General features: G+C 41.4%; 12 protein-coding genes. 3 read left to right on the forward strand and 9 right to left on the reverse strand.

The annotated features are described in order from the left end of the window. Window positions 1-36: 36 nt before the first annotated feature. The 3 genes from ACJJVX_RS18285 to ACJJVX_RS18295 all read right to left on the reverse strand — a co-directional run bounded on the left by ACJJVX_RS18285 (window position 37) and on the right by ACJJVX_RS18295 (window position 3,005). Window positions 37-1,233, reverse strand: coding sequence for a glycine C-acetyltransferase (locus tag ACJJVX_RS18285; RefSeq protein ID WP_054204360.1), 1,197 nt, complete (start codon window positions 1,231-1,233; stop codon window positions 37-39). Between the two features lie 141 nt (window positions 1,234-1,374). Continuing rightward, window positions 1,375-1,932 carry a D-glycero-beta-D-manno-heptose 1,7-bisphosphate 7-phosphatase gene (gmhB, locus tag ACJJVX_RS18290; RefSeq protein ID WP_054204361.1) on the reverse strand — a complete coding sequence of 186 codons (558 nt, stop codon included), beginning with the start codon at window positions 1,930-1,932 and terminating at the stop codon, window positions 1,375-1,377. Next, a complete protein-coding gene (locus tag ACJJVX_RS18295; protein ID WP_405632795.1) occupies window positions 1,929-3,005 on the reverse strand; it encodes a glycosyltransferase family 9 protein in 1,077 nt (358 codons plus the stop codon). The genes gmhB and ACJJVX_RS18295 overlap by 4 nt, the downstream gene beginning before the upstream one ends. A 127-nt stretch (window positions 3,006-3,132) precedes the next feature. On the opposite strand from ACJJVX_RS18295, the gene ACJJVX_RS18300 reads away from it, so the two are divergent. Beyond that, a complete protein-coding gene (locus tag ACJJVX_RS18300; protein ID WP_405632798.1) occupies window positions 3,133-3,855 on the forward strand; it encodes a 3-deoxy-D-manno-octulosonic acid kinase in 723 nt (240 codons plus the stop codon). A 36-nt stretch (window positions 3,856-3,891) separates the two neighbouring features. On the opposite strand, the gene hldE is transcribed toward ACJJVX_RS18300, so the two are convergent. Further along, complete coding sequence (gene hldE, locus ACJJVX_RS18305) at window positions 3,892-5,331, reverse strand: bifunctional D-glycero-beta-D-manno-heptose-7-phosphate kinase/D-glycero-beta-D-manno-heptose 1-phosphate adenylyltransferase HldE (RefSeq protein WP_405632801.1); 1,440 nt, start codon at window positions 5,329-5,331, stop codon at window positions 3,892-3,894. Continuing rightward, entirely contained in the window at window positions 5,331-5,921 is a 591-nt protein-coding gene (locus ACJJVX_RS18310) for an SIS domain-containing protein (protein WP_054455089.1), read from the reverse strand. Before ACJJVX_RS18310 ends, hldE begins: the two co-directional genes overlap by 1 nt. A 365-nt stretch (window positions 5,922-6,286) precedes the next feature. Here ACJJVX_RS18310 and waaA point away from each other — a divergent pair, with 365 nt between their 5' ends. Both waaA and ACJJVX_RS18320 read left to right on the forward strand, forming a co-directional pair. Further along, the gene (gene waaA / locus ACJJVX_RS18315; RefSeq protein ID WP_405632804.1) at window positions 6,287-7,564 is read left to right on the forward strand and encodes a lipid IV(A) 3-deoxy-D-manno-octulosonic acid transferase; all 1,278 of its coding nucleotides are present in this window, start codon (window positions 6,287-6,289) and stop codon (window positions 7,562-7,564) included. Beyond that, window positions 7,557-8,120, forward strand: coding sequence for a DUF1415 domain-containing protein (locus ACJJVX_RS18320; protein WP_405632807.1), 564 nt, complete (start codon window positions 7,557-7,559; stop codon window positions 8,118-8,120). Before waaA ends, ACJJVX_RS18320 begins: the two co-directional genes overlap by 8 nt. A gap of 35 nt (window positions 8,121-8,155) precedes the next feature. Here ACJJVX_RS18320 and ACJJVX_RS18325 read toward each other — a convergent pair whose 3' ends face one another. The 4 genes from ACJJVX_RS18325 to purL all read right to left on the reverse strand — a co-directional run bounded on the left by ACJJVX_RS18325 (window position 8,156) and on the right by purL (window position 15,135). Then, the gene (locus ACJJVX_RS18325; RefSeq protein ID WP_054204368.1) at window positions 8,156-8,491 is read right to left on the reverse strand and encodes a YdbL family protein; all 336 of its coding nucleotides are present in this window, start codon (window positions 8,489-8,491) and stop codon (window positions 8,156-8,158) included. A 9-nt stretch (window positions 8,492-8,500) separates the two neighbouring features. Continuing rightward, entirely contained in the window at window positions 8,501-8,683 is a 183-nt protein-coding gene (locus ACJJVX_RS18330) for a YnbE family lipoprotein (RefSeq protein ID WP_054204369.1), read from the reverse strand. After that, entirely contained in the window at window positions 8,676-11,138 is a 2,463-nt protein-coding gene (locus ACJJVX_RS18335) for a YdbH domain-containing protein (protein WP_405632811.1), read from the reverse strand. The genes ACJJVX_RS18330 and ACJJVX_RS18335 overlap by 8 nt, the downstream gene beginning before the upstream one ends. 112 nt (window positions 11,139-11,250) lie before the next feature. Beyond that, window positions 11,251-15,135 carry a phosphoribosylformylglycinamidine synthase gene (gene purL, locus ACJJVX_RS18340; protein WP_405632814.1) on the reverse strand — a complete coding sequence of 1,295 codons (3,885 nt, stop codon included), beginning with the start codon at window positions 15,133-15,135 and terminating at the stop codon, window positions 11,251-11,253. Window positions 15,136-15,195 lie beyond the last annotated feature (60 nt).

Raw genomic sequence — 15,195 nt, forward strand, 5'->3', positions numbered from 1 at the left:
AAAAACCGCGACAAAAGCGCGGCTTAAAATAATAAATTAGATAACACCCATTTCTTTACCAATGCGGGTAAAGGCTGCAATTGCGGTGTCTAGTTGTTCAATGCTGTGCGCCGCAGAGATTTGCGTACGGATACGTGCTTGGCCTTTTGGCACAACAGGGAATGAAAAACCTGTAACATAAATACCTTCAGCCAATAACTTATCAGCCATAGCTGATGCGACTTTTGCATCACCTAACATCACTGGAATAATCGCGTGATCTTTACCTGCACACGTAAAACCTGCGGCTTCCATTTGTTCACGGAAGTACTTAGCATTTGACCATAATTTAGCACGAAGCTCACTGCCATCCGCTAACATTTCAAGCACTTTAATTGAGGCCGTTACAATTGAAGGGGCTAGTGAATTAGAGAATAAATATGGACGTGAACGCTGACGTAGCCATTCGACAATCTCTTTTTTACCCGATGTATAACCACCCGATGCGCCACCAAGCGCTTTACCTAATGTGCCTGTAATAATATCAACACGATCTAACACATTGCAATATTCAGGTGTTCCTTTGCCGTTTTCGCCAACAAAGCCTACTGCGTGAGAATCATCAACCATTACTAATGCATTGTATTTATCAGCAAGGTCACAAACGGCTTCTAAATTACAAATAACACCGTCCATTGAAAACACGCCATCAGTTGCAATTAATTTATTTTTAACGCCGGCTTCGTCTGCTGCAATAAGTTGTTTTTCAAGGTCAACCATGTCGTTATTAGCGTAACGAAAACGCTTAGCTTTACACAAACGTACGCCATCGATAATTGAGGCGTGGTTTAATGAATCAGAGATAATCGCGTCATCAGGACCCAAAATCGTTTCAAATAATCCCGTGTTAGCATCAAAACATGAAGAATATAAAATGGTATCTTCAGTTTCTAAAAACTCACTGATTTTTTTCTCTAACGTTTTATGAATATCTTGTGTACCACAAATAAAGCGAACAGATGCCACACCAAACCCATGATCATTTAAGCCATTTTGCGCAGCTTGAATTAATTCAGGGCTATTGGCTAAGCCTAAGTAGTTATTTGCACAAAAGTTAATTACTTTATCTCCAGAAGCAACTTCAATTTGCGCTTGCTGTTGAGAGGTAATTATACGTTCGTTTTTATATAGGCCTTCGGCTTTAACATCTTCAATTTGCTGTTGAAGTTGGCTAAAAAATGCAGATGCTCTCATCTGTAGTCTCCAATTTATTGAACGGGGTTAGCGCGAATAATATAACGCGCAGCTCATCTTTGTGGCTATTGTAAAAGTTTAGCTAAACAAATGCACTGTTTGTAGTTCGTCGCAGAAAAAATAGGCTGCCATTAATGATCATTATTGAGGTAACAATATATGAGGCAAATCAGCTAATGAATCGCAAACATGGTGCGCAGACTCAATAACACTCATCTCAAAACGTTGCCCAGATCGTACAAGTACTCGCGTTGCAATACTCGCGGCACTTGCCGCTTGCATATCACTGATCTTATCCCCCACCATAATACTTTGCGCAGGGTCGATATTATGCTCTTTAATACCCTGTAATAACATGCCTGGAGCCGGCTTACGACAGTCGCACTCTTTAAGATAATTTGGCTGTGCGTTTTTAGGGTGGTGTGGGCAAAAGTACACATCGGTTACTCGCACATTGTGCTGATTAAATTGTGCAATCATCCAGTGTGTTAAAGCGTTGAAGTCCGCCTCATTATAATATCCACGGCCAATACCTGACTGATTAGTCACTATAATTAATTTATATCCAGCATCTACAAATGCTTTACAGGCTTGAAAAACGCCGGGTACAAATTCAAACTTTTCAGGCTCATAAACATAGCCATGGTCAATGTTAACCACGCCATCACGGTCTAAAAACAATGCTTTATTGGGATTCATAATGGTGGCTCTATATCATTATTTATTTCAAGAACAACCCTTTCAAACATGACAATCACATCATCAACTTGTATTTGGCTCATTAACTCACTGCCTTTAATACGCGTGCCCCAAGGTAATTGTTCCGCTGTTTTGCCTGTTTGTTTAAGTAAATTTTGATGATACACCTCAACCACATAGTCTTGGTATAAATACGGCCCAGTGCGTTTTGGGTTTGAATGTGCATATAAGCCTATCACTGGAGTACCCACTGTAACCGCCATATGTGCAGGCCCCGTATCTGGAGCAAGCACCAATTCAGCACGTTTTAATACACATAAAAGCTCTTTGAGCTTCGTTTTACCCACTAAATTTAAAATAGGTGTTTGCGTATTAGCAATAATTTGCGCGCTAAGCTCAATTTCTAAAGGAGTAGGTCCGCCCGTAATAACGACATTAAACCCTTTACTATGTGCATGTTCAGCCATTTTTGCGTAACGCTCTACTAACCAATTACGCTCTTTTTTACTGGCAGCTGGTGATATTACAAAAATACGCCCAGCTAAACGCTCAGCGCCAAGTAATTGATCCGCAATAGCCTGATCTTCACAGCTTACGGGCATCTTCCAAGTAGGCTTATAATCAGGTACACCGATGGCGTGAGTAAAGCCTTTAAAGCCTTCTAATACATGTGCTTGCTTCGCAGGTGCTATACGCTTATTAATAAATAAACTATGTAACTCTTTTGACCGCGCCCAATCAAAACCCACTTTTGTTTTTGCAGGAATACAACGTGCCACTAAGTTCGCGCGCAATGCAACTTGCATATGCAGCAAAACATCAAACATGCGACCTTTAAATTGTTGCTTTAACTGCTGATAAGCTACTTTACCTTGCTTTTTATCAAACACCACCAGCTCTACGCCAGGTAAACCAGCTAAGAGCATCGCCTCAATTTTTCCTACCACCCAAGTTATTTTGGCATTAGGGTGTGCTTTTTGAATTGCTTGTACCGCTGAAACGCCATGGCACACATCACCAATTGCTGAAAGTCTTAAAATACAGATGTCTGAATAACTAGGAATTTGGCTCACTGGCGCTCTTCACTTAACAATAAACTATGGCTTGATCTTAAATTAACCACTCGCTATTGCAAGCACTTATGCTCCGCTTTAAAACAGGTTAATATACCCTTATCGGTTGTTATAAAGTAAATACGCTATGTTTAACCAACAAACCATTAATGAACACATTCTTTTAAGTCATCCAGAGCACAGCGCCCAAGTTAGCTTAAACTGGTTTGATAATGAATATTGGCAGCAGCAAAAAAAAATTGTCGGTACAAAAAAAGGCCGCGCAACAGCATGGTTTTTTTGTCATGACAAATTAACAGCGGTACTCAGGCACTATTGGCGAGGAGGTTTAGTAGGTAAAGTATTGAGCGATCAATACTTGTATTTAGGCCTTGAAAAAACACGCGTTTATCAAGAGTTTAATTTGATGATAAAACTCACTGAGTTAGGCCTAAATGTACCAAAACCAATTGCAGCTAAAGTTTCAAAATGTGGTTTAATTTACCGTGGTGATATTATTACCCAAGCTATAGCTGGCGCACAAAGTGTACTTGATGTTTTAAAGCAACGCCCTTTCACCGAGCAAGAGTTAACAAAAGTAGCAGATACGATTGCTAACTTTCATAACCATGGCGTGTATCACGCAGATTTGAATATCAATAACATCCTGTTTGATGAAACAGGTGAGGTCTATATTATCGACTTTGATCGCGGCGAACTAAAAACACCGGCAAAAAAATGGCAGCAAGCTAATATGGCCCGCCTTGCTCGTTCGTTCAATAAAGAGCAAGGTCGTAACCAAGTGATGCATTGGCAGCAAAACGACTGGCAGCATCTTGAATATGCGTACCAGTCAGCCTTAAGGGATTAACTTAAGCTAATTGCCCAAGGTAACTAATTAAAATAGTTAAGCTTTAATTTTACTGATCACTTTAGATGTAGAACAGCCATTTAAAAATTCAAGCACCTCTACTTTTCCGCCATGGCGCAGTACGTGCTCCGCACCTGCAATTTGATCAACCGTGTAATCGCCGCCCTTTACTAAAATATCAGGACTGATCTGTTCGATTAATTTAGCTGGGGTGTCGTTTTCATCTAAGCTACCAAATGGTATAACCCAATCAACTGAAGCCAGTGCACTTAACACCATTGCGCGCTCATCAAGCGGATTGATTGGGCGCTCAGGGCCTTTTAAGCGAGTAATTGATTCGTCATTATTTAAACCAACAACTAGACGATCACCTCGTGCTTTTGCCTGTGCTAAATAACGTACATGACCTGCGTGTAAAATATCAAAACAGCCATTCGTAAATACAATTGTTTCGCCATTTTGCTTAGCAAATTCAATATGCTGAAGCACATCATCAAATGGGGTTTGATAATGCTCACCCGTTTTTTGTAAATACTGACCTAGTTTACGGCTCAGCTCTTCAGGCGACACGGTTGCAGCGCCTAATTTGCTCACCGCAATCCCCGCGGCAAGGTTCGCTATTTCTACCGCATCTTTAGGCTTCATGCCCGCACCAAGCATAACAGCGAGGGTTGCAATTACAGTATCACCCGCGCCAGTTACATCACTCACTTCAAGCTGCTGTGCTGCAAAATCATGTTTTTCATTAGCACTAATAAGCGACATACCTTGCTCTGAACGAGTCAGTAGCATTGCTGCAACGCCCGCATCTTTGATTAACTGACGCGCACTGTCAGTAAGGTTTTTCTCAGAGTCAGTTTTACCACCAGCTAGCTTAAATTCATTTAAGTTAGGAGTAATGTAATCAGCACCACGATAAAGATTTAAATCCGATGACTTAGGATCAATTAATACCGTTTTACCTGCTTTTTTTGCCATTGTGATCATTTGCTGGATCAACGAAAGTGAGCCTTTGTTGTAATCAGAGAACAATACAAAATCATACTGATCTAGTACCAACTCTAGGCGATTCAACAACAACTGGCTATGCTGCCCTGTAAACATTTCTTCTAAGTCTAAGCGCACTACTTGTTGGTGACGGCTAATAACACGCATTTTTGAAATAGTCGGCAAATCGCATACACTCACAAGTTGTGAGTCAATACGCTCATCTGCCAGTATATTTTCAAGGATTTGACCGCTTTCGTCTTCACCAATCAACCCAAGCAGACCTACCTTGCCATCTAAACGAGCAATGTTCTTTGCCACATTGGCAGCGCCACCCGCTTTGTCTTCAAATTTACTAACTTTAACAATGGGAACTGGAGCCTCAGGTGAGATACGTCCTGAATCACCATGCCAGTAGCGATCGAGCATTACATCGCCAACAACCAGTATTCTCGCATTTGATAAATGTTTAAATAGCGCTAAATCCATTAACTTTTCCCCGCTACAACCATATCAATCGCTTCACAAAGCCAATGGCCAATAAACATGTGCGCCTCTTGAATACGGGCGGTTTCATCATCTTTGATTATGATCGGTAGCTTAGCAATATCTTTTACTTTACCGCCATCACGCCCAGTTAACGCAACGGTGTAAGCACCAATCTCATTTGCAGCCGCTAACGCTAAATTAATGTTGGCACTAGTACCTGAGGTTGTTAAACCTATAACTAAATCTTCAGGCTTGCACAGTGCAAGAACTTGGCGCTCAAATACAGTGTCAAAATGATAGTCGTTACTATGCGCCGTTAAAATTGACGTATCGGTTGTTAGTGCCATTGATGCCAATGGCCCACGCTCTAATTTATAACGCACAACAAATTCTGCGGCTAAATGCTGCGCATCTGCTGCGCTGCCACCATTACCAAACCATACCACTTTGCCACCAGCTTCGAGTGCGCTATGACACACTTCAAGCAATTGCATGACTTGTGGATGGTACATTTGCATTGTTTCAAACAATGCTTGGTGACGTGCTAGACTTTCAAGGTAGCTGCTTGCTACTGAATCAACATTAGACATTTATAATCCTCTCAAAATTAGTCTGACTAGCTACTATCAAAAAGGCGCTACTGATAAACAAGCATAGTCTTCACTAAACCACTATCACTGTGTGCGAAGCAGTTTTATATATTTTATTTGCGGCTATTACTAAAATGGTTTGTCGTATTAGGAGCCCTATAATGATGCATTCAAAGCGAGCTTCGGCTTTTTATAGCGAATTTAAATACCAACACTATTATTATTTTTGCAAAGATAACGAAATATTACCAAATTAGCGCTAACTAAACACCCAAAACTCTTTGATATAACGCTTTTTAACAATTTCATATTTTGCTTCTCGGTTATCCACGTTATCATTACACTTTATTATTTGAGGCTTAAAAATGGCACGTTTTTTTTATTCGCTTGTTCTTTACCTACTAAGCCCACTTATTGTTTTTTACGTCTATATACTGCGCGGTAGAAAAAATCCCGCCTATCGTGATCATTTTATGGAGCGCTTTGGTTTTATAAACGCTAATCTCTCCACTAACCCTCCTGTTATGATCCACTGTGCGTCAGTAGGTGAAGTACTTGCCGCATCGCCTCTCATTAAAAAATTACAACAGCAATTACCAAACACGCCTTTACTTATTACGTGTAATACACCGACTGGCAGAGAGCAAATAAAGAATAATTTTAATTCATCGGTGCACCTATCTTACTTACCGATGGATTTTCCATGCGCAACAGCCCGTTTTTTAAAACGTACGAAGCCCGCCATGCTGTGTATTTTAGAAACCGAGCTTTGGCCTAATTTAATGGCTCAGTGTAAGCAACAAGGTATTCCCGTACTTGTACTCAATGCTCGCCTTTCAGAAAAATCACTGCAAGGTTATCAAAAGGTTGCTCCATTAAGTAAAGCTATCATGGACTCAATAACCGCTTTAGCAAGCCACAACCAAGATGATGCAAACCGTTTTATTAAACTGGGCTTAAATGCAGAATATATTCATATCACTGGTTCTATTAAGTTTGATATTAGCCCAACAATCGAGCAATTAGATAAGGTAAAACACTTAAAAAAGCAATACAACAACCAGCGCTTCATTTGGGTGGCAGGCTCAACGCATCCTATAGAGCATGCGTTAATTTTGAATGCTCATAAACAGCTTTTAAAGCACTCCCCAGATGCATTGCTGGTTATTGCACCACGCCACCCAGAACAGTTTGATAAAGTAGCTACATTACTTGAAGACTCAGCATTGAGCTTCAGCCGCCGTAGTAACAATGACTACCAGGGCGAACACGTACTTCTTGCTGATACTCTAGGTGAACTACAGTGTTTATACGGTATGGCTGATATAAGTTATATTGGCGGTAGTTTAATTGAGCGCGGCGGGCATAACCCGCTCGAATCTGCCGCTTTCTCAGTTGGCGCTTTAACTGGCCCTCATACTTATAACTTTAATCATGTTTACCCTGAGCTAATTGCACTGGGTGGCGCTAAAAAAATCACGAGTACCGAGGAATTAAGCCAGCAACTTATTACACTTTGTCAGCAACCTTTACTTTGTATACAGCTAGGCGAACGCGCTGCACAGTGTGTTGCAAATAACCAAGGTGCTATCGCTAGGACTACCGCTATCATTAATGAACATTTAGAGCCACGTAATGACTGAATTAATAAACCTAAGTTTACCAGAGCAACAAACCCGCGAGTGGGTTTCAAGCGTCATTGTTAAATACAATTTTTGCCCATTTGCCCGTAAAGAAGTTGAGAGTAACTGCATACATTATCAAACAAGCGGTGCCACCAGCATTGATGATGCTGTTATGGAAATGCTTGAGCAATGTATTGAACTCGATCAGCTGCCTGAGCGTGAAACTACATTGCTCATGTTTGAACAAGGTTTTACTGATTTTGAAGAATTTTTAGATCTCGTTGATTTAGCTAATGCGCTGTTAGTCGCTCAAGGGTTTGAAGGTAAATACCAAATAGCGAACTTTCACCCTGACTATGTATTTGCAGACAGTGATGATAGCGACGCAGCCAATTATACTAACCGCGCGCCCTTCCCAACCTTACATTTAATTCGCGAGGCGAGTATGAGTGCCGCGTTAGATGAGTACAACGAGCCTGAGTCAATTCCAGAGCACAACATTAACCTAGCACGTCGTAAAGGTATCGATTTTTGGCAAGCCTTATTAGAGAACTGTAAAAAACCGAGCATGTGAGCTCGGTTTTTAATGCCCTTAAGTAATCACTGAGTTTATTTTTTAACCCATTCACCATTAACTTCAACGAAGTGCCCTGCTCGGGTTTTTTCAATCGTTTTTGCAGCTGCCAACGCCTCTACTTGCGCAAGTGATAGATTGTTCTTTTTAGCGAGTTTTAAATACTGCGCTTTACGCTTTGCATTAATTTCATCAACGACTGTTTTAGCTTCAGCGTTTTGAACTACTAATCCTAAATAACCAGAGCTATCTTCACCGACTAAGCCTTGGCTTTTTGCATCATCTAAACTAATAGCCCATGCAGAGAACGACAAACAAGCGGCACTCAAAAGTGTGATAAAATTTAGCTTTTTATTTTTAAATATACTCATCATTGCTCCTTAGAATAATTCACTGTCATCACTAAATAAACTGTCGAGTTCTTTATCAACTTTAACGCGAATTTCATGATCAACTTTCACATTTAAGTTAATTGTTATTGGTTCTTTAGCTGCCACTTCAACGCGGTGTGTGCACGCGCTTAGTAGCCCCAACGCCGATATAATTACTAACCATCTAGTCATTCTTGCTTCCTTTTGTTGAATACTCTTGTTCAACTTTTTGCGTAATTTCGTCACTTAAACGCAAGGCTCTGAGTAAAGTAAAAACGTTCTCTTCATGATTGTAGTTAAAGTTAACTTGTTGCGCTTGCTGTTGATTATAACCTTGTAAGTTTACTCCCAAAGTCATCCAACCATCAGGCTTTAAATTAACACTGCTATTAATTTTTTTAATGTCCAAATCTTCCAGCAAGCCCAGTACTGGGCCAAGTTCTTGCTGCTGGTCTTTAACCGCATTGAATGCTGCGTTATCTGTGATCAGCAACTTTGCTGTTCCTTTATTGACAAGTTCACCGCCTCGCACTTCAATGCCTGCGTCAGTAAAGTAAACAGGTAGTTGACCTGCGACTCTACCGGTTAAACTGATCCCCGATTTTTCATCAAGTGTGATCAGCTTACTTGCGTCGATATTATCAAACTTAACCAACGCTTGTTGGGGTTGATTTGTTAAACGATACTCATCAAGTAAAAAATGCCCACCCATAACATTGCCAGAGACATTTAAAAGCGCAGGCACGTTTTCCTGAACTTGCCAATACCCATTAAGTTGCTCAACAACTGCGCCTGCACGTAATTCATTAAGCTCAAATGTAGTAGGTTCAACATTAAGCTGCCCTGAATCATACCGCCCCGTAAATTGAGTATTTAGCTGCTTAGCAAGGTAGTCTGTGTACAAACCACTAACACCCGTAACCTGTAAGGAGATATCTGCCTGCTGCAGATTTATATCGCCAGTAATACGCCCGCTGATAGTCCCATCAGTTAAGGTTGCTAACGGTTCAAACTGATGAAGCAGTGGATTAAGCTTAGTCACTAATTGATCCGATATTATAACTTCAAAGGGGTGAGCAGTACTGCTCATATTATGGCTGGCAACTAACTCGATGCCGTCTATAAATATGTGATGTGACGCTTGTAAAGCTCTACTTTGCAAACCTTGTGAACTAATGCGAATGTTTTTAAATTTGAACTCGTCACTTTGCAACATGGCCAACTTAGTTTCACTGGTTAAATCAAAAAACAGCTCCCCAACAGATAAACTTCCCGCTGCGGTTAACTGATTAGTAAGTTGAGTCAGTTTAATACTCCCTACTTTAACGGTATCTAACTTACTTGATAAACTCGCTGTTAAATACTGATCACTTTGCAACTTAGCTTTAAATGTAGCGTGGTAATTATCAAGGCGGATATCGTCCACTTTTAGTTGCGCTAGCGCCAGCTCTGCTGATAACTCAACTTTAGGTTGTTCGCCCAATGCGTTACTTATTAAAAAATGCCCTTGCGTATTCACTTTTTGTAAATCAACAGCGATAAAATCAGGTAGCGTAGCCATTTTCAATTGGAAATTACCATCAACATGATTGTTGCTAGTATTCGCGGCTATTTTCAATTGGGTAATATCATCGCTGGTAAATAGTAAATCCACTTGTGCTGATAGAGTCTCCAAGGCGCTATTGATGTCCACAGCTAACTGCTGAATACGCATCTGTACGTGTGACTCTCCCTGCAAAGTTAGTTCATTCGCTGTCAATTGAGTGCCTTGCAGAGTGATTTTGTTGGGTAAAGTTAATTGCCAACTTAACGGTATTTGGTCAGCGATAAATTGCTGCTGCGCAGGATTAGCAATAACACCGCTTAAACCTTGTAAGCACTCGTTTTTAACATTGAATGTGCTTGTTAATTGCTGAGCATTTACATTTATTAATTTAGTATTTAAGTGATAGTAACTACTTACATCGCCGTTACTTTTAACGGTCATCGGACAACTATCAATGACAGAGGAGAAACCAGCATCTAGCTTAGACTTTAACTTCAACTCAATACCATCAAAAGTAAAACTATGCTGACTCGTGAAATTAAGGCCTGCGAGTGAATTTGCTGTTGTCGCTTTCATTTTAGTTAGTAGCGTATCATTAAGCTCAATATGCCCCGATACTTTAGTCTTTGTTATTTTAACATCCGCTTTTACGTCACCAGCTACAAAAAACTCATTGATCACTGACTCATTAATACTGAGAGTTAACGGTTTTTGTAACTGAGCTTGCGTGATCTCTAATCGGTTTATATGTAATAACGGGCGACTTTGCGGTAACGCCAATACAAGCTTTTTAGCTGTTGACGACTCTGTTGAAGTATCAGAATTTGAGAGTATTAAATTCGCACGGTCAATCGTAATGTATTGGGTATTTACTGTAATATTTGCTAACTCTAACTGTTGCCCTTGATAAATCACACATGCCCGTTGCACGTGTAAATCTAATTTAGTCGTTAATGACCAGTCTAAGCAATGCAGCTCGACGCCAGAGCTACTCAATGTTGGCGCTATAAAATGTAAAGTGATCGGCATACGAAAAACATAGCCAAGTGTGATCACACTCATCAATAAAACTAATAACCCCCAACCAACACGCTTTAGCATATTATCCTTAAAATAGTCACGTTGACCTTTGTACAAGTTAAACAAAAAAGGCTGCACAATGCAGCCTTTTATTTTATCGCTAAAGTATGAACCTAGCTTGTATAAATGTAAATTAACCTACATTTTTACGTGCGTTACGGAACATACGCATCCACGGGCTATCTTCTTTCCACTCATCTGGGTGCCAAGAGTTAGCAACAGCACGGAAAACACGCTCAGGATGCGGCATCATTACTGTTGCACGACCATCCGCTGATGTGATACCTGTAATACCTTCTGGCGAGCCATTCGGGTTGTTAGGGTATTGCGTTGTTGGTTTACCGTGGTTATCAACAAACTTCACTGCCACAGTACCAGACTCAAGCGCCGCTTTAACAGCTGCATCGTTTGCAAATTCAGCATGACCTTCACCGTGTGAAACAGCGATTGGCATACGAGAACCAGCCATGCCATTAAAGAATACAGACGGATTTTCTTGCACTTCGACTAAGCTAAAACGTGCTTCAAAACGCTCTGATTTATTAGTCACAAAACGTGGCCAATGCTCAGTACCAGGGATCAATTCTTTAAGTGTTGATAGCATCTGACAACCATTACATACACCTAAGCTAAATGAGTCTTGACGCTCAAAGAAGCTTTGGAACTGATCGCGTGCCATATCATTAAACAAGATTGATTTAGCCCAACCTTCACCAGCGCCGAGTACATCACCGTAAGAGAAACCACCACATGCCACTAAACCTTTAAACTCTTCAAGACTTAAACGCCCTTCAAGAATGTCGCTCATGTGTACATCAACGGCTGCAAAACCAGCACGGTTAAACGCTGCTGCCATTTCTAAATGCGAGTTAACACCTTGCTCGCGCAAAATGGCCATTTTAGGCTTAGCGCCTGTAGCAATATAAGGTGCTGCAACATCTTCGTTTAAGTCAAAGTTAAGTTTAACGTTAAGGCCCGGGTCTGTTGCGTCAAATTTTGCATCAAATTCTTGCTTAGCGCAATCAGGGTTATCACGGCGTGCTTGCATTTGGTACGTTGTTTCAGCCCAAGTAGTACGTAATTCTGTACGTGTATTACTTAATACAGCGTTGCCACCGCGATTAAATACCACGGTATCATCTTTGTTTAGCGTACCAATCTCATGACTGATTGCAGTAATACCATGCTCTGCAAATACCGCATTCACAGCAGCTAAATCACTATTAGCTACTTGAATAACAGCACCAAGCTCTTCGTTGTAAAGCGCTTCGATATCTGAACCTGTTAAACCGTCAAGGTTTACAGTAACGCCGGTGTGACCCGCAAATGCCATTTCAGCTACAGTGGTAAATAAACCACCGTCTGAACGGTCATGATAAGCAAGTAGCTTGCTATCGGCGACTAGCGCTTGCATTGCATTGTAGAAGCCTTTTAATAACTCAGGGCTATCAACATCAGGTGTTACATCACCCAATTGCTTATAAACTTGCGCAAGGCTTGATGCGCCCATACGATTTTTACCCGCGCCTAAGTCAACTAAGATAAGTGACGTTTCGCCTTTATCTGTACGTAGTTGCGGAGTAACCGTTTTACGCACATCATCAACACGGCCAAATGCAGTGATTATCAATGATAATGGTGCGGTTACTGATTTTTGCTCACCACTTTCATCCCATTGGGTTTTCATCGACATAGAGTCTTTACCCACTGGAATAGTTAAGCCAAGCGCAGGACAAAGTTCTTCGCCCACAGCTTTTACTGCTTCATACAAACCAGCATCTTCACCTGGGTGACCTGCTGCAGCCATCCAGTTTGCTGAAAGCTTAATGTTTTCAAGGCTACCGATATTAGCACACGCAATATTAGTTAATGACTCAGCCACCGCTAAACGTGCTGATGCACCGTAGTTAAGTAATGCCGCTGGCGTGCGCTCACCAAGTGACATAGCTTCACCATGGTAAGTATCATATGTAGCAGCTGTCACTGCACAGTTAGCCACTGGTACTTGCCACGGACCAACCATTTGGTCGCGTGCTACTAGACCTGTTACTGAACGGTCGCCAATGGTAATTAAGAACGTTTTTTCAGCAATCGCTGGCAAACGTAATAAACGTGTTGCCGCTTCACTTACATCAATACTCGTTGTGTCTAGTGCTTGACCTACAACTTGCTTTGATTGTGCTTCACGGTGCATTTTAGGTGCTTTACCTAGTAATACATCTAATGGTAAATCAACTGGGTTATTATCAAAATGACTGTCAGCAACAGTTAAATGACGCTCTTCAGTGGCTTCACCAATCACGGCATACTGTGCACGTTCGCGCTTACAAATAGCTTCAAAACGGTCAAAGTTTTCAACGCCTACAGCAAGTACATAGCGCTCTTGAGATTCGTTACACCAAATTTCATGTGGTGCCATGCCCGGCTCATCATTCGGAATATCACGTAACTGGAATTTACCACCACGGCCACCGTCATTTACAAGTTCAGGGAATGCATTCGATAAACCGCCTGCGCCCACATCATGGATAAACGCGATTGGGTTATCATCACCTAACTGCCAACACTTATCGATTACTTCTTGGCAACGGCGTTCCATTTCTGGATTTTCACGTTGTACTGAAGCAAAATCTAAATCTTCGTTTGATTGGCCTGACGCCATTGATGAAGCAGCACCGCCACCTAAACCAATGTTCATCGCAGGGCCACCGAGTGCAATCAGCTTAGCGCCAACAGGGATTTCACCTTTTTGCACATGATCAGTACGAATATTACCTAAACCACCAGCCAGCATAATAGGCTTATGGTAACCACGTACCTCTAGACCATTATGACTTGTCACTTCTTCTTCATAGGTACGGAAGTAACCAACTAAGTTTGGACGACCAAATTCATTATTAAACGCAGCGCCACCTAATGGCCCCTCTGTCATAATGTCTAGCGCAGTAACGATACGCGCAGGTTTACCAAAATCAGTTTCCCACGGTTGCTCGTAACCAGGGATACGTAAGTTAGATACAGTAAAGCCAACTAAACCCGCTTTAGGCTTAGAGCCGCGACCCGTTGCGCCTTCATCACGAATTTCACCACCAGACCCCGTTGCTGCACCAGAGAATGGGGCTATTGCTGTTGGGTGATTGTGCGTTTCAACTTTCATCAGGATTTCAATATTCTCTTGATGATACGCGTATTCGCCTTCAACATTTGGGAAGAAACGACCTGCTTTAGAACCTTTCATTACTGCTGCGTTATCTTTATAAGCAGATAACACGTTTTCAGGGTTAAGCTCATAAGTGTTCTTAATCATCTTAAACAGTGATTTTGGCTGTACTACACCATCAATAGTCCAATCTGCATTAAATATTTTATGACGACAATGCTCTGAGTTTGCTTGTGCAAACATAAATAATTCGATGTCGTTCGGGTTACGCCCTAACTTTTGGAAGTTTTCTACCAAATAATCAATTTCATCATCAGCAAGCGCAAAACCTTGCTCAACGTTTGCTTTAGCAAGTGCTTCACGTCCACCACCTAAAATGTCAACCGATGACATTTGGCTCGGTGCGTCGGTACGGAACAACTTAGCAGCGTCATCAAATGCGCTATGCGTTGCCTCAGTCATACGATCGTGTAATAAAGCGGCAGTTTGGTTTAATTGTTCGGCGTTTAAATCGCCTTCAACATAATAAGCAATGCCACGCTCAACACGGTGTACTTGAGTTAACCCACAATTATGTGCAATATCCGTCGCTTTTGAAGCCCATGGCGAGATTGTGCCAGGACGAGGTGTTACTAACACCAATGTTCCTGCTGGTGTATGTTCGGCAATCGTTGGACCATAGGTAAGTAACTTCTCAAGCTTAATTTGCTCGTCACTTGAAAGCTCTGCAGTTAGATCTGCAAAGTGTGCATACTCAGCGTATACATTAGTGACTGGAAGTTGCGCCTGTTGGCAACGGGCTAAAATTTTCTGAACTCTAAAATCGGAAAGTGCTGGTGCACCACGAAGGATCAACATAGGTATTTTCATCCGGGGTTAGGGATTGAACGATATTTTAGACGGCCATTATAGTTCAAA

This window comes from Pseudoalteromonas sp. Ld20 (assembly GCF_045064175.1).
GTDB lineage: Bacteria > Pseudomonadota > Gammaproteobacteria > Enterobacterales > Alteromonadaceae > Pseudoalteromonas > Pseudoalteromonas neustonica.

Excerpts from the sequence above, each read along its gene's own strand:
- ACJJVX_RS18325 (WP_054204368.1), bottom strand. The coding sequence starts at position 8,491 with ATGAGTATATTTAAAAATAAAAAGCTAAATTTTATCACACTTTTGAGT.
- waaA (WP_405632804.1), top strand. The coding sequence starts at position 6,287 with ATGGCACGTTTTTTTTATTCGCTTGTTCTTTACCTACTAAGCCCACTT.
- ACJJVX_RS18335 (WP_405632811.1), bottom strand. The coding sequence starts at position 11,138 with ATGCTAAAGCGTGTTGGTTGGGGGTTATTAGTTTTATTGATGAGTGTG.
- ACJJVX_RS18320 (WP_405632807.1), top strand. The coding sequence starts at position 7,557 with ATGACTGAATTAATAAACCTAAGTTTACCAGAGCAACAAACCCGCGAG.
- ACJJVX_RS18300 (WP_405632798.1), top strand. The coding sequence starts at position 3,133 with ATGTTTAACCAACAAACCATTAATGAACACATTCTTTTAAGTCATCCA.
- hldE (WP_405632801.1), bottom strand. The coding sequence starts at position 5,331 with ATGGATTTAGCGCTATTTAAACATTTATCAAATGCGAGAATACTGGTT.
- purL (WP_405632814.1), bottom strand. The coding sequence starts at position 15,135 with ATGTTGATCCTTCGTGGTGCACCAGCACTTTCCGATTTTAGAGTTCAG.
- gmhB (WP_054204361.1), bottom strand. The coding sequence starts at position 1,932 with ATGAATCCCAATAAAGCATTGTTTTTAGACCGTGATGGCGTGGTTAAC.
- ACJJVX_RS18330 (WP_054204369.1), bottom strand. The coding sequence starts at position 8,683 with ATGACTAGATGGTTAGTAATTATATCGGCGTTGGGGCTACTAAGCGCG.
- ACJJVX_RS18310 (WP_054455089.1), bottom strand. The coding sequence starts at position 5,921 with ATGTCTAATGTTGATTCAGTAGCAAGCAGCTACCTTGAAAGTCTAGCA.
- ACJJVX_RS18285 (WP_054204360.1), bottom strand. The coding sequence starts at position 1,233 with ATGAGAGCATCTGCATTTTTTAGCCAACTTCAACAGCAAATTGAAGAT.